At 69.3% G+C, this 25,509-nt stretch carries 22 protein-coding genes and 1 pseudogene; 11 read left to right on the forward strand and 12 right to left on the reverse strand.

Annotation, left to right across the window (positions count from 1 at the left end):
• Window positions 1-96: 96 nt before the first annotated feature.
• The gene (locus ACFHYQ_RS13320; protein ID WP_394301434.1) at window positions 97-1,182 is read right to left on the reverse strand and encodes a lysylphosphatidylglycerol synthase domain-containing protein; all 1,086 of its coding nucleotides are present in this window, start codon (window positions 1,180-1,182) and stop codon (window positions 97-99) included.
• A 103-nt stretch (window positions 1,183-1,285) separates the two neighbouring features.
• A complete protein-coding gene (locus ACFHYQ_RS13325; RefSeq protein WP_394301435.1) occupies window positions 1,286-2,083 on the reverse strand; it encodes a PIG-L deacetylase family protein in 798 nt (265 codons plus the stop codon).
• Between the two features lie 160 nt (window positions 2,084-2,243).
• Here ACFHYQ_RS13325 and ACFHYQ_RS13330 point away from each other — a divergent pair, with 160 nt between their 5' ends.
• Entirely contained in the window at window positions 2,244-3,395 is a 1,152-nt protein-coding gene (locus tag ACFHYQ_RS13330; RefSeq protein WP_394301436.1) for a glycosyltransferase family 4 protein, read from the forward strand.
• A 336-nt stretch (window positions 3,396-3,731) separates the two neighbouring features.
• Window positions 3,732-4,709 (forward strand): malate dehydrogenase, encoded by a 978-nt coding sequence (locus tag ACFHYQ_RS13335; RefSeq protein WP_394301437.1) that lies wholly within the window; start codon window positions 3,732-3,734, stop codon window positions 4,707-4,709.
• 98 nt (window positions 4,710-4,807) lie between these two features.
• Here the strand turns inward: ACFHYQ_RS13335 and ACFHYQ_RS13340 are convergent.
• The 5 genes and pseudogenes from ACFHYQ_RS13340 to ACFHYQ_RS13360 form a co-directional block, all read right to left on the reverse strand.
• Window positions 4,808-5,302 (reverse strand): annotated as a pseudogene (locus tag ACFHYQ_RS13340) (DUF998 domain-containing protein); the annotation flags it as partial.
• Between the two features lie 44 nt (window positions 5,303-5,346).
• Window positions 5,347-7,104 (reverse strand): alpha-amylase family protein, encoded by a 1,758-nt coding sequence (locus ACFHYQ_RS13345; protein WP_394301438.1) that lies wholly within the window; start codon window positions 7,102-7,104, stop codon window positions 5,347-5,349.
• Between the two features lie 150 nt (window positions 7,105-7,254).
• Window positions 7,255-7,458: a cold-shock protein gene (locus tag ACFHYQ_RS13350; RefSeq protein ID WP_394301439.1), complete on the reverse strand. Its 204-nt coding sequence runs from the start codon at window positions 7,456-7,458 to the stop codon at window positions 7,255-7,257.
• Window positions 7,459-7,616: 158 nt separating this feature from the next.
• Window positions 7,617-8,588 carry a phosphotransferase enzyme family protein gene (locus tag ACFHYQ_RS13355; RefSeq protein WP_394301440.1) on the reverse strand — a complete coding sequence of 324 codons (972 nt, stop codon included), beginning with the start codon at window positions 8,586-8,588 and terminating at the stop codon, window positions 7,617-7,619.
• Window positions 8,585-10,042: a helix-turn-helix domain-containing protein gene (locus tag ACFHYQ_RS13360; RefSeq protein ID WP_394301441.1), complete on the reverse strand. Its 1,458-nt coding sequence runs from the start codon at window positions 10,040-10,042 to the stop codon at window positions 8,585-8,587. Before ACFHYQ_RS13360 ends, ACFHYQ_RS13355 begins: the two co-directional genes overlap by 4 nt.
• A 340-nt stretch (window positions 10,043-10,382) precedes the next feature.
• Between ACFHYQ_RS13360 and ACFHYQ_RS13365 the strand changes: the two genes are divergently transcribed.
• Window positions 10,383-10,712 carry a hypothetical protein gene (locus tag ACFHYQ_RS13365; protein WP_394301442.1) on the forward strand — a complete coding sequence of 110 codons (330 nt, stop codon included), beginning with the start codon at window positions 10,383-10,385 and terminating at the stop codon, window positions 10,710-10,712.
• A gap of 116 nt (window positions 10,713-10,828) precedes the next feature.
• Window positions 10,829-12,184 carry a cysteine--tRNA ligase gene (cysS, locus tag ACFHYQ_RS13370; RefSeq protein ID WP_394301443.1) on the forward strand — a complete coding sequence of 452 codons (1,356 nt, stop codon included), beginning with the start codon at window positions 10,829-10,831 and terminating at the stop codon, window positions 12,182-12,184.
• A gap of 459 nt (window positions 12,185-12,643) precedes the next feature.
• On the opposite strand, the gene ACFHYQ_RS13375 is transcribed toward cysS, so the two are convergent.
• The 5 genes from ACFHYQ_RS13375 to ACFHYQ_RS13395 form a co-directional block, all read right to left on the reverse strand.
• On the reverse strand, window positions 12,644-13,759 hold the full coding sequence (locus ACFHYQ_RS13375; RefSeq protein WP_394301444.1) for a cation diffusion facilitator family transporter: 1,116 nt from the start codon (window positions 13,757-13,759) through the stop codon (window positions 12,644-12,646).
• 127 nt (window positions 13,760-13,886) lie between these two features.
• On the reverse strand, window positions 13,887-14,072 hold the full coding sequence (locus tag ACFHYQ_RS13380) for a hypothetical protein (protein ID WP_394301445.1): 186 nt from the start codon (window positions 14,070-14,072) through the stop codon (window positions 13,887-13,889).
• A gap of 126 nt (window positions 14,073-14,198) precedes the next feature.
• Window positions 14,199-15,182, reverse strand: coding sequence for a 2,3,4,5-tetrahydropyridine-2,6-dicarboxylate N-succinyltransferase (gene dapD / locus ACFHYQ_RS13385; protein ID WP_394301446.1), 984 nt, complete (start codon window positions 15,180-15,182; stop codon window positions 14,199-14,201).
• A 1-nt stretch (window position 15,183) separates the two neighbouring features.
• A complete protein-coding gene (locus tag ACFHYQ_RS13390) occupies window positions 15,184-15,888 on the reverse strand; it encodes a response regulator (RefSeq protein WP_394301447.1) in 705 nt (234 codons plus the stop codon).
• On the reverse strand, window positions 15,885-17,051 hold the full coding sequence (locus ACFHYQ_RS13395) for a sensor histidine kinase (protein ID WP_394301448.1): 1,167 nt from the start codon (window positions 17,049-17,051) through the stop codon (window positions 15,885-15,887). Before ACFHYQ_RS13395 ends, ACFHYQ_RS13390 begins: the two co-directional genes overlap by 4 nt.
• A 160-nt stretch (window positions 17,052-17,211) precedes the next feature.
• Here ACFHYQ_RS13395 and ACFHYQ_RS13400 point away from each other — a divergent pair, with 160 nt between their 5' ends.
• From ACFHYQ_RS13400 to ACFHYQ_RS13430, 7 genes are all read left to right on the forward strand, one after another.
• Window positions 17,212-17,874 (forward strand): hypothetical protein, encoded by a 663-nt coding sequence (locus tag ACFHYQ_RS13400; RefSeq protein WP_394301449.1) that lies wholly within the window; start codon window positions 17,212-17,214, stop codon window positions 17,872-17,874.
• Between the two features lie 104 nt (window positions 17,875-17,978).
• On the forward strand, window positions 17,979-19,151 hold the full coding sequence (locus ACFHYQ_RS13405) for a glutamate-cysteine ligase family protein (RefSeq protein WP_394301450.1): 1,173 nt from the start codon (window positions 17,979-17,981) through the stop codon (window positions 19,149-19,151).
• 32 nt (window positions 19,152-19,183) lie between these two features.
• Window positions 19,184-20,512, forward strand: coding sequence for an ergothioneine biosynthesis protein EgtB (gene egtB / locus ACFHYQ_RS13410; RefSeq protein WP_394301455.1), 1,329 nt, complete (start codon window positions 19,184-19,186; stop codon window positions 20,510-20,512).
• 51 nt (window positions 20,513-20,563) lie between these two features.
• Window positions 20,564-21,289: an ergothioneine biosynthesis protein EgtC gene (gene egtC, locus ACFHYQ_RS13415; protein WP_394301451.1), complete on the forward strand. Its 726-nt coding sequence runs from the start codon at window positions 20,564-20,566 to the stop codon at window positions 21,287-21,289.
• A gap of 91 nt (window positions 21,290-21,380) precedes the next feature.
• Window positions 21,381-22,373: an L-histidine N(alpha)-methyltransferase gene (gene egtD / locus ACFHYQ_RS13420; RefSeq protein WP_394301452.1), complete on the forward strand. Its 993-nt coding sequence runs from the start codon at window positions 21,381-21,383 to the stop codon at window positions 22,371-22,373.
• Between the two features lie 893 nt (window positions 22,374-23,266).
• Window positions 23,267-24,145, forward strand: coding sequence for a hypothetical protein (locus tag ACFHYQ_RS13425; protein WP_394301453.1), 879 nt, complete (start codon window positions 23,267-23,269; stop codon window positions 24,143-24,145).
• A 339-nt stretch (window positions 24,146-24,484) separates the two neighbouring features.
• Window positions 24,485-25,509 (forward strand): 13E12 repeat family protein (locus tag ACFHYQ_RS13430; RefSeq protein ID WP_394301454.1); only part of this gene is annotated, 1,025 nt, incomplete at its 3' end.

Consider the following 25,509-nt stretch of genomic DNA (forward strand, 5'->3'; position numbering starts at 1 on the left):
CGATCGCTGATTCATGTCACGCGCAACGGTATGCGCGCCTGTGAATCGGAGACAAGCGTTTCGCCGACGACAGCATTCTGTCTTCGCGCTGCGATCTTAGGGGGTGTCTGATAGATCATGCCCCGATATGGGGGAGGCGGACCGCGCGGCGCGGTCGCCGCCGCGCCTGCGCAGCAGCGTCCAGCCGCCCAGCGCGAGCCCGCCCCACGGGATCTCGATCGTGTACGTCCAGAAGCCGAACAGCACGGCCGCCGCGGTGGCCCCGCTCGCGGGCTGGCCGAACGCGCCGATCAGCAGGGTGGCCACGCCGCCCTCCATGATCCCCGCGCCGCTGGGGGTGACGAGCGCGGTGGTGAGCACCCGGCTCAGCGCGAAGACCGCGACGGTCTCGGCCGGGCCGGGATAGGACCCGGTGGCGATCAGGCAGCAGGCCATGATCAGGCATTGCAGGCCGAGAAACGCGATCATCCCGAGGGACAGCCCCGGCCACCGCCGGTGGATGATCCCGGCGGTGTCGCTGCGCAGCCGCTCGATCGCCGCCGAGGCCGTGTGCTCGCCGGGCCGTACGCGCCGGGGCAGGAGCCGTACGCTCGCGTCGAGCACGCGCCCGAGGACGGCGGCGGCCCGGTCCCAGTAGAGCGCGGCGGCCACGACGGCCACGAGAACGAGAATCGAGACCGCGCCGGCCCATCCGGCCTGGGCGACCGTGGGGTTGGGCGCCCTGCCGGCGATCAGCAGGCACACGATGCCGACGGCGGGCAGGATGAAGCGGAACAGCGTGTTCCAGATGCCGGTGACGAGCGTGTAGACGACGATGGGCCGGTTGGCGAAGCCCCAGCCGCGCGTCATGCCGAACGTCAGCGCCACCCCGGCGGCGCCGCCGAACGGCAGCAGGTTGCTGACCGCGCTGCCCGCCGCGTTGAGCGTCAGCGCCTGCAGGTGGGTGAGACCGGGCAGCGCCGCGGTCATCACGAACGTGTACGCCCAGAGGCTGGCCAGCCATAACGCGGTCATCAGCGCGATTGTCGACACGTCCATCCGGCCGAACTCGTGGCCGATCTCACGCCAGCTGACCTTCGCCCCGGTCAGCGCGTGCACGATCTGCGGGAGATAGACCACGAGCGCGGCGGCCAACGCGAGCGAGACCACGGACAGCGTGATCTGCAGCCACTTCCTGTTCACCCGTGAATTCCCCCATGCCCCGTCGTCGTCATCGAACCGCTTCCCGGCCAGTCTGCCCGGGCAGCCGAGCCGTGGGCTCCTCCTTCCGGAGGATCGAGGCATCCTACGGATTGTCGAACGGGTGTCGCAGGCGGGTGCCGGGCGGCAGGCCCCGGCGGACGTACCACTCGGTGCCGAAGACCATCCGGTAGAGCGGATAAGGGATCTTGAGCATGGCGCCCAGGGTGCGGTCTCCGTCGCCGCCGGTCGTCTGCGTGCCGTGCGCGGCCATCGCCGCCCGCTTGGCCCTGGCGAACCTCCGCACGTTCACCCGATGAGTGATCGCCTCCCCGGGGGAGTAGGCCCGCTCGAAGCTTCTGACGTCGAGCGACGGATAGAAACGGGCCGCCAGCCGTACGCCCTTGAGCAACAGGTCCCGGTTCACCGTGGCCTCCAGGACGACGGGCGTCCCGGCGATCTCGGCCGCGCGGGTGCCGACCCGGTAGACCTGCACGTGATCCGGGTGGCCGTACCCGCCGGCGGGATCGTAGATCGTGATGAGGTCGGCGGCCTCCTCCTTGAGCACGTCGGCGAGCCGCTGCGCCGCCTCCTCGAGGTCGGCGTCGATGAACGCGTCGTCCGGCCGATCCTCGGCCACGCCGCCGTCGATGGCCAGGCCGGAGTCGCCGTAGCCGAGCCGCACCACCCGCGCGCACCCCAGCGCCGCCGCCGAGACGCGCAACTCGTCCATCCGGGCCCGGCCCAGCTCGTCGCCGTGCGGGAGTTCGGCGAGGCCACGCTCCCCGGCCGTCGCGACGACGAGCACGACGCGGTGCCCCTCGTGCGCCAGCATCGCCATGGTCCCGGCCGTCAGCAGCGCCTCGTCGTCCGGATGGGCGTGAAAGAACACCGCGGTGCTCATCGCGCCTCGTCGAAGGTTCTCATCAGCCTCACCCGCGTTTCGTACCTCTTCCGGCCATGATCCCACGGGCGGTCGTACGGCGCGTGCCGCTCCTCCGCGGACGAGGGATGTTCGATAGGAGGCGTTTGATGGGGACCGGCCACTCTGTCAGTCTTGGCCGGTGAGGATTCTTCACGTCAGCGACTGCTACCTTCCGCGGCTCGGGGGCATAGAGGTGCAGGTCGCCGACCTCGTCAGGGCGCAGCGCGAGGCGGGCCACCTGGTCGAGGTGGCGACGGCGACGCCGGGGGCCGCCATCCCCGGAGTGCACCGCGTGGTGGCGCGCCTCCCGTTCGACCTGCCGGTTCACCCGCGCGGCACCGGCCACCTGATCCGGCTCATGACCTCCCGGCGGCCCGACGTGGTCCACGTGCACACCGGGGCGGTCTCGCCGTTCGCCTGGATGGGCGTGCGTGCCGCCGTACGCTCCGGACTGCCCGTCGTGGTCACCGTGCACAGCATGTGGGATCCGGTCACGCGCGGTGTTTACCGGGCGCTGCAGGCCACGTTCGACTGGCGGCGCTGGGGCCTGGTCGCGACCGCCGTCAGCGAGGCCGCCGCCCGCCCGATCCGGGCGGTGACCGGCCCCCGGGTCCCGGTGCGGGTGGTGTCCAACGGCCTGGACGTCTCCGGTTGGCGCCCCACAGAAGCACAGGACGAAGCCCAGGACGAAGCACCGCACGACGGCGCGCCGCCGGAGGCCGTGCACGGGGACGCCGTGCACGGGAACGCCGTGCATGTGGTGGCCGTCGGCAGGCTCGCGCCGCGCAAGCAGCCGCTGCGGCTGCTCAAACTGCTGGAGGCCGTACGCACAAGGGTGCCGGGCCAGATCGCGCTGCGGGCCACGATCGTGGGCGACGGCCCGGCGCGCGGGCGCATGGAGCGTTACCTGAAGGCCCGGCGCCTCGACTGGGTGTCGCTGCCCGGACGGTTCAGCCGGGAACAGATCAAGGAACTGCTCGCATCCGCCGACGTCTTCGTGGCCCCGGCGCCGCGTGAGTCGTTCGGGCTGGCCGCGCTCGAGGCCCGGGCGGCGGGTGTCCCCGTGGTCGCCCGGGCCCAGAGCGGGGTCGCCGACTTCGTCGGTTCCGGCAAGGAGGGCCTGCTGGGCCGGACGTTCGACGAACTGGCCGCCGCGGTCGCCCGGCTCGCCGGGGACGCCGAGCTGCGGCGCTCGATCGCCGCGCACAACCGGGAGACCGAGCCGGTGAAGTGCTCATGGGCGGCCGTGCTGGAAGGCTTCGGTCACTGCTACGAGCTGGCCAGAGCCTGAACAGTCAGAACGGCAGGACGCGCCCTGAGGGGGTACGCAGGTCAAGGGACTGGGGGGTCTTCGACGGCCGCGGTCGCGACACAATCCGCACCTTCTTCAACTGGGCCCCTCCTTCCGTGGGGTTCCGCTCAACCGGTGTCATCATGATTCCCAAGAAACCGCCGGACTTACCCTCCGACGGTCAGTTCTTCTTGTTCCGTCTTGCTCTTCGCGCGACGCACCGTCCGGGACACCTTGGGCCGGGACACCTCGGGCCGGGACGCCACCTCCCCACGGGAGGATCAGCGCGGCCGGATAGCATCCGGGAGACACACAGATATGCGAATGGGGATCGTCATGACCGTCAAAGTGACCGTCACCGGCGCGGCCGGCCAGATCGGTTACGCGCTGCTCTTCCGCATCGCCTCCGGCCAGCTCCTCGGGGTGGACACCCCCGTGAAGCTGAGCCTTCTGGAGATCCCACCGGCCGTCAAGGCGGCCGAGGGCACCGCGATGGAGCTCGACGACTGCGCATTCCCGCTGCTGGAGGGCATCGAGATCTCCGATGACCCGGCGAAGGCGTTCGACGGCGCCAACGTCGCACTGCTCGTGGGCGCCCGTCCCCGCGCGAAGGGCATGGAGCGCGGCGACCTCCTCGAGGCCAACGGCGGCATCTTCGGCCCGCAGGGCAGGGCGATCAACGACCACGCGGCCGACGACGTCCGCGTGCTCGTGGTCGGCAACCCCGCCAACACCAACGCCCTCATCGCCCAGTCGGCCGCGCCGGACGTGCCGGCCGAGCGGTTCACCGCGATGACCCGCCTCGACCACAACCGCGCGCTTTCCCAGCTCGCGGCGAAGCTGCGCGTCCCGGTGACCGAGGTCAAGAAGATGACGATCTGGGGCAACCACTCGGCCACGCAGTACCCGGACCTCTTCCACGCCGAGGTCGGCGGAAAGATCGCGGCCGAGCAGGTCGAGGAGGAGTGGCTGCGCGACACCTTCATCCCGACCGTCGCCAAGCGCGGTGCCGCGATCATCGAGGCACGGGGCGCTTCCTCGGCGGCGTCCGCGGCGAACGCGGCCATCGACCACGTCCACGACTGGGTCAACGGCACGCCGGAGGGCGACTGGACCTCCGCCGCCATCCCGTCGGACGGCTCGTACGGCGTCCCGGAGGGTGTCATCTCCTCGTTCCCGGTGGTGTCCAGGAACGGGCGGTGGGAGATCGTCCAGGGCCTGGAGATCGACGCGTTCTCCCGGCAGCGGATCGATGCCTCGGTGAACGAACTGGTCGAGGAGCGCGACGCGGTCAAGGACCTCGGTCTGATCTGACGTTCCTCAGGACGGCCCTCAAGCGGGTGGCGCAGCGGTACGAGAAACAGGGCGGCCACCTCGGTGATCACGGTCAGGCGCTGGGTGAGCCCGGCGGGCACGGCTCCCGGGTCGACACCCAGCGCCCTGATGACGTACGGCACGGCTACGAGCACGAGGGAACCGAGCGCGACCACGCTCAGCGTGCGGATGAGGTTCGAACCGGTGATCCTGGCGATGATCAGCCCGGCGGCCGGCACACTGAGAAAAGCCACGAACGCCGCATATCTGTGGATTTCGCCGGAAACGGACAGCGACAGTCCGGGCCGGTCCGTGGGAAAGCCGGCGACCAGCAGCAGGCAGCAACTCCATACCCCGATCAGGAACGCGGCCCCCCGACCCAGCGGGTCAGGGTGCAGGCGGGTCAGCCACACGGCGAGCACGGCCGAGCCCGCCGCGATCAGCGTGAGCGAGACGGGCAGCAGCCAGCCGTACGGTGCGAAGACGTACTCGCTGATCATGCCCTGGAGCGGGTCCAGCCCCGACACCAGGTGCAGGACCGCCATCCCGGCCGCACCGGCTCCGATCACGGCATTCCCGAGCAGCATCCTCATGCCTCATCACTGTGACCGCGAGGATGACGCCGGCCTATCGGAGATCAGCCGGACTCGTCCCTGACCCATCCCTTAGGGATGTGGTCGCGTTTCCCGGGTGTGTCTCCGGAACCGGCCGGGGCCGCCTCGGGAGTGGAGGCCCGGAACCAGCGGCAGCCGTACCTGCCGAGCTTGAACCGGGCCCGGCCCTCGTCGGAGACCTCGATCGCCCCGTCCACCAGCAGGTCGGTCAGCACCTTCGACGAGTCGAGCCCGTCGAGGGTGAGCTCGACCTCGGTCGGGACGTCGCTGAAGTTGTGCACGGCGAGGATGGTCGCCCCGTCGAAGTCGATCCGGTGTGCCAGCACGGGATCTGTCCGTGAATCCGGCCCCGAGTCCGGCCCCGAGTCCAGAACCGTGTAGTCGCCCCAGGCGAGTTCGGGGGTGTCGCGGTAGTTGCGGATGAGCCGGATGATCCACACCAGCAGCGAGTCGGGATCCCGGTGCTGCGCGCTCACATTGACCCGCTCCGGGCCGTACTCGCCGCGTACGACGCCGTGGACCTTCGAGGGGTCGGCCTCGCTGAAGCCGCCGTTGCGGTTTGGCGTCCACTGCATCGGCGTCCGTACGGCCTGCCGCCCTTCGAGATCGAGGTTCTCGCCCATCCCGATCTCCTCGCCATAGAAGAGGACCGGCGTGCCCGGCAGGGAGAACAGCAGGCTGTAGACCATCTTGATCCGGTCGATGTCGCCGCCGAGCATCGTGGGCAGACGCCGCCGCAGGCCCCGGCCGAACAGCCGCATGTTCTCCTCCGGGCCGAAGGCCGCGAAGACCTCCTCACGCTCCGGTTCGCTGAGCTTGTCCAGCGTGAGCTCGTCGTGGTTGCGCACGAACGTCGCCCACTGGCAGTCCTTCGGCGGCCGGGGGCGCTCCCGCATGGCGTCTCTCAGCGGGCGGGCGTCCTCGCGTGCCAGCGACAGATACATCCGTTGCATGCCGATGAAGTCGAAGCACATGGTGATCTGATTGCCGAGATCGTTTCCGAAGTACTTCACCAGGTCGTCGTAGGGCAGGTTGACCTCGCCCAGCAGCACGGCGCTGCCGTCCCTGCGGCTCATGAACGCGCGCAGGCAGTTGAAGAACGCATGTGGATCGGGCAGCTTGTCCTCGTCGTGCTCGGTGACCTGTTCCAGGAGGTACGGCACGGCGTCGACGCGGAAGCCCGACAGGCCGAGCTCCATCCAGAACCCGAGAATCCGGGAGATCTCGTCCTGCACCACCGGGTTGGCCGTGTTGAGGTCGGGCTGGAAACGGTAGAAGCGATGGAAGTAGTACTGGCCGCTCGTCTCGTCGTGCTCCCACAGGCTGGTCTCCTGGTCGGGGAACACGATGCCGGCGGGGTCGTCCGGTTCGGGCCGGTCGGACCAGATGTACCAGTCGCGGTAGTGGGAGTCCCTGCCGGAGCGGGCCTCCTTGAACCAGGGATGCTCGTCGGAGGTGTGGTTGACGACGAGGTCGGCGATGACCCGGATGCCGCGGTCCCCGGCCACCCGCATGAACTCGACGAAGTCGCCCAGCGTGCCGAGCCGGGGGTCCACGCTGTAGAAGTCGGTGATGTCGTAACCGTCGTCGCGGTCGGGGGTCGGGAAGAACGGCATCAGCCAAATGCACGTGACGCCCATCCGGTCGAGGTGGTCGATGTGCTGCATGGCGCCGCGGAAGTCGCCGATGCCGTCGCCGTTGCCGTCGGCGTACGTCTCGATGTCGAGGCAGTAGATGACGGCGTTCTTCCACCACACGTCCGATGTCAGGCTCAGCCTCATGGGCCTTCGAGCTGCCCGGTAAAGGCAAAGTAAAACATGTTCACGGGCCCGCGCCGCCCGATTCGGTGCGGCGCGGGCCCGTGGTCGTAGAAACGTGGTCGTAGAAACGTGGTCGTAGAAACGCTGATTATCGAGACATTGAGGCGATTGCTACAGCGGCGTGACCTGCTCGGCCTGGGGACCCTTGGCGCCCTGCACGGTCACATAACTGACCCGCTGGTTCTGGTCCAGGCTGCGGTAACCACCCGAGTTGATCGCCGAGTAATGAACGAACACGTCAGCGGTGCCGTCGTCCGGAGCGATGAATCCGAAGCCCTTTTCGGCGTTGAACCACTTGACGATGCCTTCAGACAACTGCTTCTCCTTTTCGGGAGCCTCGCCGCGCCACCAGGAAGCATGCATGCCCGCGGCCGGCAATCCCCCGAGTGCGCTGTATCGAAATATCCGTCCTGAAATGACGACCGCGACACCTCCTCGCAGTCGTCTCGAAATGTACCCCCGAATGTCGGGCACTATGCGGGCGCCGCCATGTACCACCGCGCGTGCCCGTCGCCGCGAGCGAGCGAGTCGAGCCGGCGGGGCAGTTCCTGGCGTGAGAACGGGTCGCCGACCGCGTTGCGGATGTGGACGCCCACCGCGTACATGTCCCTGACCTCCATCAGGGTGCTGTAACCGGGCCACTGCCGCAGGTCGGAGCCGTACGCGCGGGCGAAGTCGTCCACGTCGGCGGCCGACAGTCCGAACCGGCGCTGACCGTGGTAGGTGTGCACGAGGTCCCACTCACGCGGCCCGACGGCGACGCCGTCCCAGTCGCACAGCATGACGTGCCCGTCATCAAGGCGGAGCAGGTTGTCGATCCAGGCGTCGCCGTGCAGGAGAACCGGGGAGCCGGTGTCCAGATCCAGCCAGCGGCCGGTGAGCTCCTCGATGCGGTCGCGCAGCCAGGCCCGCTGGTCGCCGGTGAGCACCTCGGCGCTGTCCTCGACCGCGTGCTCCACCGCGTGCTCCACCGCGTGCTCCACCGCGTGCCGCACCTCGGCGAGCGGGTCGGTGAGCCGCCGCAGCGCCATCGGCGGCACCGGCTCGCCGTGCAGGCTGCGCAGCACCCGGCCGAGCTGTCTCGTGGTCGGCCGCCCGGTGGACGGGACATACCGCCAGAAGGTGACGGTCCGCCCGTCGTGCACGATCGGCTGGCCGGGGATCTCGTCGACGGGCCGTACGGCGGGGAAGCCCCGGTCGGCGAGCCAGCGGGCGACCGCCAGCACCACCGGCAGCCGGGTCACCGCGTCGGGGGCGGACGTGATCCGTACGACCATGTCTCCGCGCAGCTTGAACACCGCGTTGCTGCGCAACCGCAGGAGCCGGGCTCCTGTCACGTCGACGCCAAGCCGTACGCACACCTCGCGCAGCACCTCGGACGCCTCGTCGGCCAGTCGGCAGTCGCTCGCCGTCACCCCCCTCGCGCCCGCCGCGCCCCGGTTCACGGTCGTGTGTCCATGGGCAGTCTGGGCGACGACTCCGCCAGCACACTGCGCAGGTGCCGTACGGCGGGCAGGCCCGGATCGACCTCTGACAGCAGGGCCGTGGCCCGGGTGACGACGATGGAGGTGCGGTGCTCGGCGGGCACCTGCCCGAGGGCCTGCGCCGCGATCCGGCACGCCTCCTCCTGGTCCCCCTGTCTGGCCAGATGAGTCGCTTGATCGAGCAGGATCAGGGCGGGATCGATCGTGTGGAATCCGGGAGGATAGGCGTCGATCCCCTGGATCTGCCGGGCGTCCCCCAGCTCGATGAGCGTCCCGGTGCGGTAGAACTTCATCCGCTTCTCGGTGAAGACGAAGGCCAGATCGTCCTGGGTGATGCCGCGCATGCGGGCGAAGATCTGCTCGGCCTCCGCCAGCGCCGTCCTGGCGCCCTTACCGTCTCCCATGCGCGCGAGCGCGCGGGCCTCGGCCGCGGCCGCGAGAGCGGCGGGGGAGCTGGGGGCGGAACCGGCCAGCATCCGCGCTTCGCGGGCCAGCCGCACCGTCTCGCCGGGGTCCCCGTAGTAGTAGAGCAGCATGGTCTGCTGCGCCCGGACCAGCGCGCGCAGCCGCAGGTCTCCCACGTCGTCCGAGGCCGCGCGGGCGGTGCCGTACCAGGCGTGGGCCTGGCGCGTGTCGCCGAGCTTCATCAGCGCGTCAGCGGTCAGCAGCGCCAGCATCGTGGTGGCGGTCAGCAGGCGGCGCTGCACGGAGAACGGCTGCCGGGCGGCGCTCAGCCGACGTACGTCGGAGATCTCCAGCATGACCCGGCAGAGCATCGGCAGTGGCGGGGTGATCATGTATTCCCTGCGGTAGCGCAGGACCAACTCGTCCAGCCGGTCGAGCTGGTCCTCGGTCACCGACCCGGCGGCGAGCGTACGGTCAAGATCGTGCCGGGTGCCCTCGACCTCGGCGAAGAACCGGCCATCCGGCAAGCTGAGGAGCATGGCCTGATGGAAGAGCGCCCGGCGCTCGGCGTCGTCGGCCATGAGGTCGGCCATGAGCTCGTCAAGCCGCATCGGCTCGTCGCCCCTGGCGTGGCTCACCACGATGACGCGCTGACCGCCGGGGTCCTCGCAGTAGTCGGCGGCCAGGCCGAGCCGTACGGCATTGGCCCTGTAGAGCCGGGCGAGCAGGTCGATGGTCTGCGGGCGGGGACGGGCCCGGTTGTTCTCCCAGGCGTTCAGCAGGTCGATGCTGGCGCGGGGCAGGCCCAGCGACTCCCGCTCGCAGAGCGACTCCAGCTCCTCGATCGCCTGCCGTGCCGACCAGCCCCGGGCCAGCCGGTGGGCCTTGAGCAGACTCGCCCCGCAGCAGCCGTGGATGGCCTGGGCGGTCTGCCAGAGCGTCCACTGCCGCGCCCCGGCCTGCTCGCGCCAGCGGCGAGCGCACGCCGGTGAATGCTTTCCACGGGCCATCGGCGCCCCCCTAGAAGGTCCTGTCCCGTAGATCTTCTTGCCTACTGTGGTCGCCCAGATGGCGCCTCGCCACGGCAAAGATCCACGGGACGCTCCCATGCCCGGCCCATCCGCAGTGCAGTCTCACCCTTACGGTTGTTCCCCCAAGGTAAAGCCGTATGCGCCCAATCCGTATCGACTGTGTCGGGTTCGTGGCCGCGGATTCCGTGGCTGTTCCACGGAATCCCGGTGGATTCCCTGGTTGTCACACGGTTTCGCGGGGTGGCGGCGATTGCCCCGCCGGTCCGCGTGGGTTCACCCTGACCGATGACGGGTCTCGACGTCCGCCTTGGAGGACAGTGTGTTGGATGACGCCGTGTTGGACGGCGCCGTGTTGGATGATGCCGTGTGCGCGGATCCCGGTGAGGCGCTTGACCATCTGCAACGGCTCGCGGCCCAACTCGAGGCCCACGCGTTTCAGGTACGCCTGACGGTCCCTGCCGGGCGCTACCCGCGCCTGCGCGTGGTCAATCCGATGGAGCCCTCGGTGGCCGAGGACGTGCTGGCGTCCGACGGGACCGACGGCGAGTGGTGGTATTGGCTGTCGTGGGCCGGGCGGATCGGCCACGCCTCCGACGTCGTCACCGCCGCCGAGCGGATCGCCAGCGTCCTGCACGTCATACGGCGGTAGCCGGCCCCGGGATCGCGGTAATTCCATGGCCCGGCAAACGGCATTTACCCCCGACTGCACAGGCATGCCGCGCGCGGTGTCGACAGCCGGTGGATTTGGGCCCTACCCTCGGATGGGTGGGTCTTCGCCTTTACGATACGCACCGTCGCGCCGTCCGTGATTTCACCTCTCGGATTCCCGGAGCGGTTTCGATTTATCTTTGCGGCCCCACCGTCGTCGTTCCGCCGCATGTGGGGCAGACAAGGTCGCAGGTGAATTTCGACATCCTGCACCGATGGCTGAAACACAGCGGATACGACGTCATGCTCTGTCGGAACGTCACCGACATCGAAGACAAGATTATCGGCAGATCCCGGTCCGAGGGCATCGAGTGGTGGCGCGTCACCGATCCGGTCCACCGGTCGTTCGCCCAGGTCTACGCGGCGCTGGGCTGCCTTCCGCCCAGCGTGGAGCCCAGGGCGACGGGACACATCCCCGAGATGATCGAGATGATCGAGGAACTGGCCGGCGCCGGCCACGCCTACGAACGCGACGGGAACGTGTATTTCGACATCGGCTCCCACCCCGGCTACGGATCGCTTTCCCGGCAGCGTGCACAGCACATGAGAATAACTGAGGGACATGACCGGGAAAAAAGAGATCCGCGTGATTTCACGCTGTGGAAGAGAGCCAGGCCGGGTGAGCCTTTCTGGAGATCTCCCTGGGGCGAGGGGCGACCGGGATGGCATCTGGAATGCTCCGCGATGGCCCGTAGGTATCTGGGAGAGGAGTTCGACATCCATGGCGGCGGCGCCAATCTGATATTTCCCCACCATGAGAACGAGATGGCCCAGTCGAAGGCAGTGGGAGACCCTTTCGCGCGTTTCTGGCTGCACAACGGTCCGGTCACGCACCGGGGTGAGAAAATACGCAAGCACATGCGTAATCCGCTGGCCGTTCCGGTGTTGCTGGACCGAATCCGGCCGGTGGAGCTCCGCTACTATCTCGCGGCCGCCCACTACCGATCTCCGGTGGAGTTCACCCTCACCGCGCTGGAGGAGGCGGCCGCGGCCTACCGGAGGATTGAGCGCTTCGTGTTCCGGGTGGCCGCCGACCTCGATCCCGGGCTTCCGCCGCAGTTCGCCGCTGCGATGGACAGCGATCTGAACGTTCCTGCCGCGCTGTCGGCCGTCCACGCCGCGGTCGGTGAGGGGAACGCCGCGCTGGGGGCCGGGGACCATATGCGGGCCGCCAGGAAATGCCGTTCTGTACGGGCCATGCTGAATGTCCTGGGTCTCGATCCGCTCAGCGATATCTGGCCACGGGAAGCGCATCTGCAGGACGTCGCCGGAGCCGTACTCCGAGTGGTTCGCGATCTGGCGGCCGCCGGGTTCTCGCGGGGAGATCATGAGCATGCTCTGCTCATGGAGCGTCAGATCGAGAAGGCTCTGGCAAAGCATCACCAAATCCAACATCTGGCACTTATAAGATAGATATCCGCCAGATCCCCAAGAACCCCATGCCCCCCTCTCTCCTCCTTGGCAAGGATCTCCTCCTCCCCTCAAGGTGGTGATCCCCCCCTCTCCAAGGTGGTGATCTTGCGAATACTCGCAGAGATGGCGGGTGACCTGAGGAAACCTCGTTTGTGATCTTGCAGAAACTCGCAGAGGGACCCTCTCGCCTGCGACTTTATCCTTCATGATCTTGCAGTGCAAGATCACGAAGGATGTTTTTCCTGGTCGGGGGTGTTCTCTGCGAGTTTCTGCAAGATCATGACATGGGATCGTGCTGGTCGGAGGGCATGCCTGCGAGCAACTGCAAGATCACGCGTGGGGGGGTGGGGGGTGGGGTGCGCGGATCTCGGCTCGTCGAAATCGCCGGCATCATGGCGGACCCGCAGTACCGGAACCTGTGCATCGTCGCGATCATCGAGACCGACTCGCTGCCGAATCTCAGCGCGGGCCCTGCCGTCCTCCGGCGGCGGGGCCCGCCCCTTTTCCTGGATCTCTTCCCGGGTCTCTGCTTCCCGGGTCTCTCCCTGAGCTGCCGGGATGCGACGGGCCGTGGGGATCGCGGCAGTGCGGTTCCGCCGCGCCGGTCACGCCGGTCACGCCGGTCACGCCGGTCTCACAGGAGGAGCGGGTGATTCGCCCGATTTCGAGTAGCCGGGCAGGGGCGTGATCGACCTGGAGCGTCGTGTGCTCGATGCCGTACCCGTCGCGCAGCACCACCTCGATGGCCTGCCGTACGGCATGGCAGTCGGCCTCGGGGGCGACGAGCACATGGGCCGAGAGCGCGGCGTATCCCGAGGTGACCTCCCAGACGTGCAGGTCGTGAACCTCGGCGACCTGCTCCATCGCGGCCATCCTCCGGCCGATCTCCGCCGGCGACATCCCCACCGGGGCTGCCTCCATGAACACGCGGCCGGAGTCGCGCACCAGCCGCCAGCCCGCCTTGAGCATGAGCGCGGCCACGACGAGGGCCGCGAGGGCGTCGGCGCGGGCCCAGCCGCTCATGCACACGACCAGCCCGGCGATGGTCGTGGCGATGAACGCGTAAAGGTCGCTGAGGATGTGCTGGAAGGCGCCCTCGACGTTGAGGCTCGCCCGGTTGGCCTTGCTCAGCAGCCAGGCCGCCGCCACGTTGACGGCGATGCCGGCCAGGCCGGTCGCCAGCACCGGCGCACCCTGGACCTCTGGTGGGCTGATCAGCCGGTGGACTGCCTCGACGACGAACAGGATCGTGAGCAGCAGCAGCGTGATGCCGTTGATCTGGGCGCTGATGATTTCCGCCCGTTTCAGCCCATAGGTGAAGCCCCCGGCAGGCGGGCGGGCGGCGATCCGCATCGCGACCAGGGCGAGACCGATGGCCGCCGCGTCGGTGAGCATGTGCCCGGCGTCGGAGAGCAGGGCCAGCGAATGCGCGAAGACGCCGACCACGATCTCCGCGGCCATGAAGGCGAGGATCAGCAGCAGCGCTGCGATGAGGAACCGTCGGTCGGCATCGGCCCGGACGCCGTGCCCGTGCTCGCGTCCGTGCCCGCCTCCATGCTCTGGGGCGTCGCTCACGCCCTCGCACCTGAAAGCTCGCTCATAGGTGAAAGAGTACGGCCGGCCGACGTGCGAGGCGGGCACTCCTCGGTCGGCCGGACAGCCGCCGGGCGGTCAGCCGCCGTTCGGTTAGCGGGCGGGTCGGTCAGTGCCCGTAGTGACCGGAGCGGCTGCCGCTGGAGCGTGTGATCTTGAGGATGACGGAGATGATCAGGGCGATGGCCCCGATGATCAGGATCCACTTGAGCGCACTGAAGATCAGTCCGAGCACCGAGCCCAGAACGATGAAGCCGACGACGACGAGTGCTGCGATGAAAAGAATGCGTGCCATGTCTCAACCGTACGAGCCGTCTGCCCTGGAATCCCAGGGCAGACGGCCAAGTTCAGGGCTGTCTCAGGGACATCTCAGGGTGCCGTACGGCTCGTGGCGCTACACCCCGAGAGTCTCCCGAGAGTCTCAGTCGTTGACGTGCAGTTCGGCGTTGAGCTCGATCCCGACGCCGACCCTGGACACCGCCTCGACCGCGCCGGTGGTCGAGTTACGGCGCAGCAGCAGGCCCGGCCTGCCGGACAGTTCCTTGGCCTTCACCACGCCGCCGTCGGCGAGGATGACCTTGGTCCCGGCGGTCACGTACAGTCCGGCCTCCACGACGCAGTCGTCACCCAGTGAGATGCCGATGCCGGCGTTGGCCCCGAGCAGGCACCGTTCTCCGATGGAGATGACCTGCCTGCCGCCGCCCGAGAGGGTCCCCATGATCGAGGCGCCGCCGCCGACGTCGGAGCCGTCGCCGACGACCACGCCGGCGGAGATCCGTCCCTCCACCATGGACGAGCCCAGCGTTCCGGCGTTGAAGTTCACGAAGCCCTCGTGCATGACGGTCGTCCCGCTCGACAGGTGGGCGCCCAGCCGTACACGGTCGGCGTCGGCGACCCGGACCCCCGAGGGAAGCACGTAGTCGACCATCCGCGGGAACTTGTCCACACCGTAGACGGTCACCGGCCCCCGGGCCCGCAGGCGCAGCCGCACGTTCTCGAAACCCTCGACCGGGCACGGCCCGTGGTTGGTCCACACGACGTTGGTCAGCAGTCCGAAGATCCCGTCGAGGTTCACTCCGTGCGGCCTGACCAGGCGGTGCGACAGCAGGTGCAGCCTGAGGTAGGCGTCGTGGGTGTCCACGGGCGGCTCGGAAAGCAGGGCGATGCCCGTCCGCACCGCCACGACCTCCACTCCGCGGGCCGGGTCGGGGCCGAGCAGCGCCGCCAGGTCCGCCCCGTCCGGATATGCGGCCAGCTCCTCGGCTGTCAGCCGCTCAGTGCCCTTGACGGGAGGCTCGCCCAGCGCGGGCGAGGGATACCAGGTGTCCAGAATGGCGCCGTTCGAGGCGATGGTCGCCACACCAATGCCGTGCGCACCCGTGGTGCCGGGATCGATAGTCGTCATGTCACCCAACGCTACCGGCAGGGCGGTCACCGGGGCGTACGAGCCCGGCCTCGTACGCGTATCGCACCACCTGGGCCCGATCACGCAACCGGAGCTTGGCCAGCAACCGGTTGATGTGCGTGCTGACCGTCGCCTCGGAGATGGACAGCGCGGCGGCGATCTCGGCGTTGGACAGCCCCTGGGCGATCAGGCGGAGCACCTGCTCCTCCCGGGCGGTCAGGCCGCCGGGGGCGGCGGCCGCCGCGGGCGCCTGGACGTAGCCCTCGATCACCCGGCGGGTCACGGCGGGGTCGAGCAGGGCCTCGCCCCGGACCGCGCTGCGGATCGCGGCGAACAGGTGCTCGGGTGGTGAGACCTTGAGCAGGAAACCGCTCACCCCGGCGCGCAGCGCGCGGTCGAGGTTGCCGTCGGTGTCATAGGTGGTGAGCATGATCACCCGTGGTGCCCGAGGTAGGGAGAGTATGCGCCGGGCCGCCTCCAGTCCGTCCATTCGGGGCATCGCGACGTCGAGCAGCACGACGTCCGGCCGCACCCTGGCGGCCAGCTCGATCGCGGTCAGTCCATCCGACGCCTCGCCCAGCACGGTCAGATCCGGCTGCGTGCCGATCACAAGTCGCAACCCGGCGCGGATCATCACCTCGTCATCGGCGATCAGGATGCCGATGCCGCTGCTTTCGGGGGTGCTGCTTTCCGGGGCGCCGCTCACAGGGGAAGCACCGCCCGGATCCCGAAGCCGCGGCCGACCGGCCCCGCCGAGAACGAGCCCTGGAACAGGGTGACCCGCTCACGCATGCCGATCAGCCCATGCCCGCCGTGGTGCCCGCCGTGGTGCCCGCCGTGGTGTCCAACCTGGTGTCCCGCTTGGCTCCGGTCCGCGTCACGAGGCCCCCGGTCGACCACCTCCAGACGGAGGTCGCGGAGAGTGAACTCGACGGTGACGGCGACCTCCGTCGGACCCGCGTGTTTGAGCGCGTTCGTCAGTGCCTCCTGCACGATGCGGTAGGCGGACAGGTCGAGTCCCGCGGCCAGCGGCACCGGGTCGCCGCGTACGTCGAGCGTCACGTCGAGCCCGGCCGACCGCATCTGCTCCAGCAGGTCGTCCAGTCGGCCGAGACCGGGCCGCGGGCCCGGCGCCTCGCCATCAGGTCCGCGCAGCAGGCCGAGCATGCGCCGCAGCTCCTCAATGGCCCCCCGGCCGATCTCCTCGATGCCGGACAGCATCTGCCGCTCGTGATCCTGGTCTTCCCGCAGCAGGAGCCGTACACCGCCGGTGTGCATGGTCATCACGCTGACGCTGTGGGCCACGACGTCGTGCAGTTCGCGGGCGATGCGGGCGCGCTCCTCCGCGACGGCCTCGCGGGCCAGCAACTCGCCGCGCTCGGCCGCCTGCACGGCGAGCACGCGGTGGCGGCGCACGGCGGCTCCGGAACCCGCCGCGATCGAGGTCATGACCAGGGCCACCGCCACATCGCCCCATCCGGCCCGCGGCGACAGCGCGGTCAGCATGCAGAGCAGGTACGCCCCGGTCGCGGCCAGGCCGACGCCGGCCTTCACGCTGACCACCCGCACCTCGGCCAGCAGGGTGAACAGCAGCACGAGCTGGGTGTAGAACTGCCAGGCGGCCGCCGTCTCGCGTAGGAGCGTGAACGAGACGACGTTGGCGGCCGAGTAGCCGCAAAGGATGGCGAACGGCGCACGGCGCCGGAAGAGCACCAGGGCCGCCGCGGCCATCCCGGCCATGATCCACCAGGCGACGTACGGCCGGACCGGTGTCAGGGTGCGCCCGCCGATTTCCTCCGCCACGGCGAACAGGCCCACGACGGCCGCGACGAGCCAGTCGACCGCTGTTGGGGGACGGCGCTGGAACATGAGCAGAGGGTAGCCGCCGCCGTCCCGGCACCGTTCCATGGCCGCCCGTCATGGGCACTCCGGGGGAGTCGACGTCCGGCCGGAATCAGCCTCCGGGGGGAGGAGGCGTCAAAGACCGCTTTGACGACCGGACGAGGGCCGGCTCCCTACTGTCCGGTCCATGATTGCCAACGCGAACTCCTTCCGCCGCCTCGCGGCGGGCGCCTGCCTCGTCCTCGCCCCCCTCTGCCTGCTGCTGGGCATGGTCGTCGACCCCTACGAGCACGGCGACGTCATGGCCTACGCGAACAACCCGGGCGCGGCGGGCGTCAGCGCGACGCTGCTGCACTACGCCTGGGTGCTCTGGGTGCCCGCCGTCCTCGGCCTGGTGCACCTGGTACGCGGACGGGGGGTGGTGCTCGCCAACCTGGCCGGCGCCGCCACCGTTCTCGGCCTCATCAACTTCTCCTCGATGATGGTCGTGGACTTCATCGACATCTCCCTCTACCAGAACCTGCCGGCGGACCAGGCGCGGAAGCTCATCGACGAGTCGGCGCACCCCGCCCTGATCTTCGGCTGGCAGTTGCCCGGCATGATCGGCGCGTTCCTCGGACTCACCCTCGTCGCGGTCGCCTACGCCCGGTCCAGCCGGGCGGGCTGGTGGTTCCCGGCCGGTGTCCTGGCCGGGCTGCTCGTCTGGCTGTTCGGCGCGAACCAGGGGAACGCGCTGCTCGGGCTGGCGGGCCCGGTGATCCTTCTGGTCGTCTTCGGGGCCGTCGGCGTCTCACTCATCCGGATGAGCGATGCGGACTGGTCATTCCGTACGCGATCACAGAAGGGATGATTTGTCCTAATTTCTGCTAAATAGGTCTATTTATGGCTATCCGGGTTGAATGTGAGGTGTGTGGGAAGAAATTCGATTCGGCACGGCTGGCCGATGGAGGGCGGATGACGGACGTGCAGGCATACGCCCGCGAGTGCTTCCGCGGGGAGACCGCGGACCGGTTGGGCGTCGAATTGGAGTTCCTGGTTTATGACACCGTTCTCCCGGCGGCGCAGGTGCCCATCGCTCGAATCCGCGACGCGCTCCCGCCGCTTCCCGGCGGGAGCCGCGTCACGTTCGAGCCCGGAGGGCAACTCGAACTCTCCGGGCCGCCGGGAAGGCTGCCCGTCGCGGTCGCCGCTCTCGCCGCCGACGTCCAGGCCGTACGGCTCGCGCTCGGCCGTGCCGGGCTGTCGCTCGGCGGCATGGGACTCGACCCGCGGCGATCGCCGGTGCGACAACTGCGGGAGCCTCGCTATGACGCGATGGCGGCCTTCCTCGGGGTGCCCTATGGGCTCACCATGATGTGCTCGACGGCGTCGATCCAGCTCAACATCGACGTGGGCGAGGACCCCGCGGTCCGCTGGACGCGGGCGCACCGGCTCGGCCCCGTGCTGGTGGCGGCGTTCGCCAACTCGCCCGCCGGGGGATGGATGTCGGCCCGGCAGGCCATCTGGCGTGCCCTCGACCCCAGCAGGACCGCGCCCGTCGAGGCGGGTGGAGACCCGGCCGCGGATTGGGCGCGCTACCTGCTGGACGCCCGCCTCATGATGATCAGAGATGCCGGGGGCGGCTTCCGCCCGGTCCTCGACGGCACGGCGTTCCGCGACTTCGCCCGGGCAGCGGGCCGGCCGCCCGGGGAGGACGACCTCGCCTATCACGCCACCACCCTTTTCCCGCCGGTGCGACCACGCGGCTGGCTGGAGATCCGCTACCTCGATGCCCAGGGAATCGATGCGCAAGGAAACGATGCGCAGGGTGTCGACGCGCAGGGTGCCGACGACTGGGCGGTCGTCGCCGCCGTCGTGTACGCCCTGATCGCCGATGACCGGACGGCGGAAACGGCGCTGGAAGCCGCCGCGCCAATGGAGGGCCGATGGGCGGACGCCGCCCGCCTGGGGCTGGCCGATCCCGGTCTGCGCCGGGCGGCCTCCGTGTGCTTCCGGGCCGCCGTTGAGGCGCTGCCCCGGTTGGGGGCCGAGCCCTGGCTGGTCGCCCAGGTCTCCGCGTTCGCCACGAAGCACATCGAATCGGGCCGATCCCCGGCCGTCGATCTGATGGAGGAGATGATCGCGTGACCGAGCTCAACGATCACTACGATCACTACGGCGTGACCAGCGCGGATGATCCGTACTCATGGGACGACCCGAACGGGCTGAAGGAACGGATCGTGACAGAGCTGGTGACGGTACGCGAGCGCTCACTGACGTACACGGACGCGGACGACGACCTGCTCGTCCGGCAGCATTCGCCGCTGATGTCGCCGCTGGTGTGGGACCTCGCCCACGTCGGCAACTACGAGGAGCTGTGGGTGCTGCGTGCGGTGGGCGGCATGGCCCCGCTGCGGCCGGAGATCGACGACATCTACGACGCGTTCAAGCAGCCGCGCAGGGACCGGCCGACCCTGCCGCTCCTCCCGCCGGGCGAGACCAGGCGGTACATCTGCGGCGTGCGCGGCCGGGTGCTCGACGTGCTCGACGGCATGGACCCCGAGGCCATGCACCTCGACGGCCCCGACCCGCTTCGGGTCGGCGGGTACGTCTTCGGGCTGGTGACACAGCACGAGCACCAGCACGACGAGACCATGCTCGCGACACTGCAGCTGTCCGGGCATCCGGGCCTGGTGCCGGAAGGCGGTCTGCCCACCGGCCGGTCCATCGGACCCGTCGCCCCGGAGATCCACATCCCCGGGGGGATCTTCACGATGGGCGCGGGCGCCGCCTCGCCCTGGGCGTACGACAACGAGCGTGTCGCCCACCGCAGGCACCTGCCGGGCTACTGGATCGACCGCTACCCGGTGAGCAACCGTGCCTTCGCCACGTTCATCGCCGACGGCGGATACGACGACCCGCGTTGGTGGAACCCCAAGGGGTGGGAGTGGATGCGCCGTTCCGGCGTGCGCGCGCCGCTGTTCTGGGCGCGGGACGGCGACACCTGGTCGCGTACGCGCTTCGGCAGGGTGGAGCCGGTGCCGGAGGACGAGCCGGTGCAGCACGTCTCCTGGTACGAGGCCGACGCCTACGCATGCTGGGTCGGCAAGCGGCTGCCGACTGAGGCCGAGTGGGAGAAGGCGTGCGGCGGGCACGCGTATCCGTGGGGCGACCGGCCGCCGAGCGCCGGGCAGGCGAATCTCGGCAATCGGGCCGCCCGCCCCGCGCCCATCGGGGCCTTTCCGCGAGGGGCCAGCCCGTACGGGGTCGAGCAGCTCATCGGCGACGTCTGGGAGTGGACCGACTCCTGGTTCCTGCCCTATCCCGGTTACCGGAGCTTCCCGTACTCGGAATACAGCGAGGTCTTCTTCGGGGAGAGCTACCGGGTGCTGCGCGGCGGGTCCTGGGCCACGCATCCCACCGCCGTCAGAAGGACGTTCCGGAACTGGGACTATCCGATCCGACGGCAGATCTTCGCCGGTTTCCGCTGCGCCCGTTCAGAGGATTGAAGGGGACTGAAGAGGACCGACAGAGGGTCGAGGACAGACCGGAGGATCGAAGTGTGCCGTCATGCGGCGTGGTTCGGGCCGGCCCGACCGCTCTCGTGGCTGATCTCCGAGCCGGAGCACGGCCTGCTCGAGCAGTCGTACGCCCCGCGCATGCAGCGGTACGGCACGGTCAACGCCGACGGCTTCGGCATGGGCTGGTACGACCCGGTCCTGTGCGAGCCGGTGCGCTACCGCCGTACCGTCCCCATCTGGTCCGATGCCAACCTGTCCGGCCTGGCCGCGGCCGCGCGGTCCACCTGCCTCATCGCCGCCGTGCGGTGCGCCACCGTGGGCATGCCCGTCGAGGAGACGGCCACCGCGCCGTTCGCCGACGGACGCTGGCTGCTCAGCCACAACGGCCGGGTCGAGCGGGACGCCGTCAGACGGTTGGCGGGCGGTCGGGAGAGCCTGTGTGAGCCGGAGAGCCTGTGCGACTCGGCGTGGCTCGCTTCGCTCGTGTTCACCCGGTTGCGGGCCGGCGCCTCGCTCGCCGACGCACTGACCCTCGTCGTGAAGCGGGTCGCCGCGGCCGATCCGGCCGCTCGGCTCAACCTGCTCGCCTGCGGCGGCGCCGAGGCCGCCGCCATCGCCTGGGGTGACAGCTTGTACGCCCATGTCGGTGAGGGAGTGCTCGTGGCCAGCGAGCCGCTGGACGACCGCCCGGGATGGCGTCCGGTGCCCGACCGCAACCTTCTGTCGGCGTCCCCCGACGGCGTGCTGGTCGCCCCGATCCGTTGAGGACTTCGTCCGCCGAGGACCATCCGTGGAGAACGTGCGCTGAGATCCGTTCTGAGATCCGTTCTGAGAACCGTTCGATGAGGAGCGACTCATGGCTGTGATCGATCGTCTCGACGACGACTACCTGCGGCAGGCGCTGGAGCACGATGTCCGTACCGGGCTCACGGCCACGCCCAAATGGCTTCCGCCGAAGTGGTTCTATGACGAGACGGGCAGCGCGCTGTTCTCGGCGATCACCCACCTCCCCGAGTACTACCCCACACGGCGAGAGCTGGAGATCCTGCGCCGGCACGTGTTCGACATCGCCGCGCGGAGCCGGGCCGACACACTCATCGAGCTGGGATCGGGCACCAGTGAGAAGACGGTGCTGCTGCTCGACGCACTCGCGGCGGAGGGGACGCTGCGCGCGTACACCCCGGTCGACGTCGACGTGGTCACGCTGGAGGCGGCCGCCGGCCGGCTCTCCGTCCGTTATCCCCGCATCGAACTGCGGCCCGTACGCGCGGACTTCGAGGCCCATCTGGCGCTGCTGCCCAGTCTGCTGCCCACGCCGGGCCGCCGGATGGTGGCCTTTCTCGGCGGCACGATCGGAAATCTGCCGCCCACCGCCCGGGAGGTGTTCCTGAAGGAGTTGCGCGCCACGCTGCGGCCGGGGGACATGCTGCTCCTCGGCACCGATCTGGTGAAGGACGTCGCCCGGTTGGTCGCGGCCTACGACGACGCCCTCGGTGTGACGGCGGAGTTCAACCGCAATGTCCTGCGCGTGCTCAACCGGGAACTGGACGCCGATTTCCAGCCGGACGCCTTCGAGCACGTCGCGATCTACGACGAGGACAACGAGTGGATCGAGATGCGCCTGCGGGCCGCCCGCCCCATGCGGGTCGCGATCAGCGCGCTCGGCCTCGCCGTCTCCTTCGACGAGGGCGAGGAGATCCGTACGGAGATCAGCGCCAAGTTCCGGGAGGAGGGGGTGGCCGGTGAGCTCACGCGGGCCGGGTTCGCGGTCACCAGTAGATACACCGATCCCGCGGGGGACTTCGCCCTGACCCTCGCCTCGGCATCCCCCATGAGCTCTTTGGCATGAAGAAGGAAAAGGCATGAAACACCGCTGTTGATCCGGACACGTATGGGATAGGAGGCATAGCCGGCCAAGGGAGCGATAGTGGGCGACTCGGGGATGAAGCAGCGCTTCGAGGAGATCTATCTCACGCACTTCGCCGACCTCCTGGCCTATGTCCGGAGACGCACACAAAACAGGAGGGCGACCACTACGTCGTCACTGTGAAGGACCTGTTCGCCAACCCGGAGATGTACCAGCGAGAGCTGCGGGACCGGGGCCTGGACGTCCAGGTGCGGGTCGAACCCGTGTCGCCGGCCAACGTGGGAGAGGCCACCGTCTTCGACGGCACCCGTGACGGGAGCGTCATCACCGCGATCGAGGCCCCGGCACGTGTTCGCGGTTCGCCGGCTGTCCGATCGGTTTCCGCATTCCGGCGACGTTCCGGGGACACGCGATCGTGTTCATCGGGCGTCCGGCCCGGCCCGGAGAGCGCTACGGGATCCCGGGTGCCGTCGACTCACCGGGTGAGCCGTTCCACTGCGTCGACTTCGTCAACAAGACCGTGGCCGAGGTCAGGCCCATACTGCGGATCCGTGGCGTGACTGCGGAGTTCATTTCTTACAGCTTGATCGGCTACCCGCTGATGCTGCGCGCTCTGCTGCCCTTTCACAGCGTGGTGGTGATCGCCGCCGTTCAGCACGCGATGGGGCTGATGACAGGTTTGATCATCTACGCGGTGCCGCGCCACAGGGGGTTGCCGGTCTGGGGGGCGGTGCTCGCCGCTGCGCCCGTGTTGTTCGACGCGTCGTTCCTGCGGTTGGAGCACGCGGTGTTGTCCGACACGCTGTTCATCCTGCTCGTCGTGTCCGCTGTCGCCGTACTGGCCTGGGGACGTCAGCTGTCAATGTGGGGGGGCCTTGACCGCCGGGTCGCTGCTGGCTGCCGCCGCGCTCACTCGGACGGTCGCGCTGCCGTTATTCGTGCTCGCCCTGCTCGTGCTCCTGCTGCGCCGCGTCCCCTGGCGCCGCCTTGCCGTACTGGCCCCGGCGGGAACGCTGCCGCTGGTCGGCTACGCCGCCTGGTATGGCGAGCGCTACGGGGAGTTCGCATTCAGCGGTGCGGACGGGGTGGCGTTGTGGGCACGCACCATGACCTTCGCCGACTGCGCCGTCATCCGGCCCTCGCCGGAACTGGCCCCGCTCTGCCCGAACGGGACTGCGCTGGACGCCGCCTCCGAGTACATCTGGTCGCCCGATTCATCGCTCAACCGCCTGCCCGGCGACCAGTTCGCGTACAACGACCGGGCTCGCGCCTTCGCGCTGCGCGCCATTGCCGCGCAGCCGCTGGATTACCTCCATGACGTGGTGCGGGACACCGTGATCGCGTTCGCCTGGACCCCGATCGCCCACCCGGCGCGGACCACTCCGGCCTTCGGCTTCGCCCGTGGGACCTGGCCGCTGGCGCGGCAACCGCTCGTCGACAAGGTGCAGCGGGTGTACGACCCCGGCATCACTGGCATGCGTTCCGTGGAACCGTACGCCAGTCTGCTCATCGCCTACCAGTACCCGGCCTACCTGCGCGGACCTTTGCTGGCGGTGATCCTGCTCTTGGGCGCCGTGGGGGCGGTTCGGCGGCCGGGCGCGGCGGCGCTGCCATGGGTGATGGCCGTCGGCTTGCTGGCCGCCCCGTCCGCCGTGCTCGAATTCGATCATCGGTATGTCCTGTCCGTCGTACCTGTGGCGTGCCTGGCGGCGGCACTCGCCTTCACCAGTCCATCGTTGGCGTCGCGACGGTGAACTTCCCCGACTCCTGGCCTCCCGGGTGAGGCGCCCTGGCTCTCGCCGTCCGGGCGCCGTCCGGTGATGGCTCCACTGCGGACTCCTCCGGGGCCTCGCGACGGTCCACCTGGTCGATCCTCACTACAGCGAAGACCCACAGGGCATTCCATAGACCTCACGTACGCCTCTGCAGGCCATCCATTACCCATTTCCGACATTGCGAGCATCTACGTCATTCTCCATTTACTTCTTGTATTTTCTTTGGAATTCGGTGGCTGAAAGTGTTGTCATTACTGGGTTGGGCGTGAGAAAATTCAGACAGGTTTTCGAAACGGTGAGTTAGTGGGGAGGGGGCCGATGAAACCGGACGCGACGGCACGGGCGACGAAAGCCGCCGAGCTGTTCGATCCGGATCCGCCGGCTCCCCAGGCTCGGCCGCTGCTGGGTCCGCAGTGGTGGGCCGCGGTGCGGGCCGAGGCGGAGGTCCGTGCCGCCGCCCGTGCCTCGGGTGGCCGTGTCACGGGTGTTTCGGTGCGTTCTGGGCAGTGGTCTGATTGGCCCGATTGGCTTGCCGCCGTTGCTGATACGCCGCCCGACACCGCACCCTCGGGCACCGCACTCCCGGACTATGCGGATGCGGGTAGCTTCACGGACAACCGCATGGACGCGGACATGGACGCGGTCACCCATACGGACCACGTGGAGGCTGACGACCGGACGGGTGGGGATGGCCACGCCGACCGCGCGGGAGCGGATGGCCGCGAGGGTGTGGGCCAGCGCACGGCCGGCCGAGAGGGTGGATGGACAGCTCCGCCGCGAGATGGCTGCGCGGATGGCTGCGCGGATGGCCTCGACCCCAATGAGACGGCCGAGACTGAGTCGGCGGAGGCTGGGGCTGAGCCGGAAGGGGCTGAGACAGCCGGGAGTGGGGCGGCCGGGAGTGGGGCGGGGTCGTGGCCGTTGGTGTCGGCGGTGCGGGAGTCTGCGCTGGCGCTGGCGTTGTCCCCGGTCCCGGACGCGCCGGATGTGTGTCTGGCGCAGCTGGAGGAGTTGATCTTCGCGCGGGATCGGCTGGAGGCGGCGATCGCGGTGCGCGCGCAGCGGGTGCATGCGGCCGGGGCCGCTCGTGAGCGCGGGCATGCCTCGACCAGGACCTGGCTGCGGTCGGTGTGCGGGACGAGCCGGCGGGTCGCCAACCGGGTGATGGGCCTGGGCATGGAGTTGGAACGCCTGGCGCAGGTGAAGGCCGGGTACGCCGCCGGGAGCCTGAGCGAGGCGGTGGTGACGGCGATCTGCGCGGCCACCGCCGGGCTGAGCGATGCCGACGCGGCCAACGCCGAGCAGATTCTGCTGGAGTTGGCCGAGGCGGCCGGGCCGGAGGA

This window comes from Sphaerimonospora cavernae (assembly GCF_042435035.1).
Taxonomy (GTDB): Bacteria; Actinomycetota; Actinomycetes; order Streptosporangiales; family Streptosporangiaceae; genus Sphaerimonospora; species Sphaerimonospora cavernae.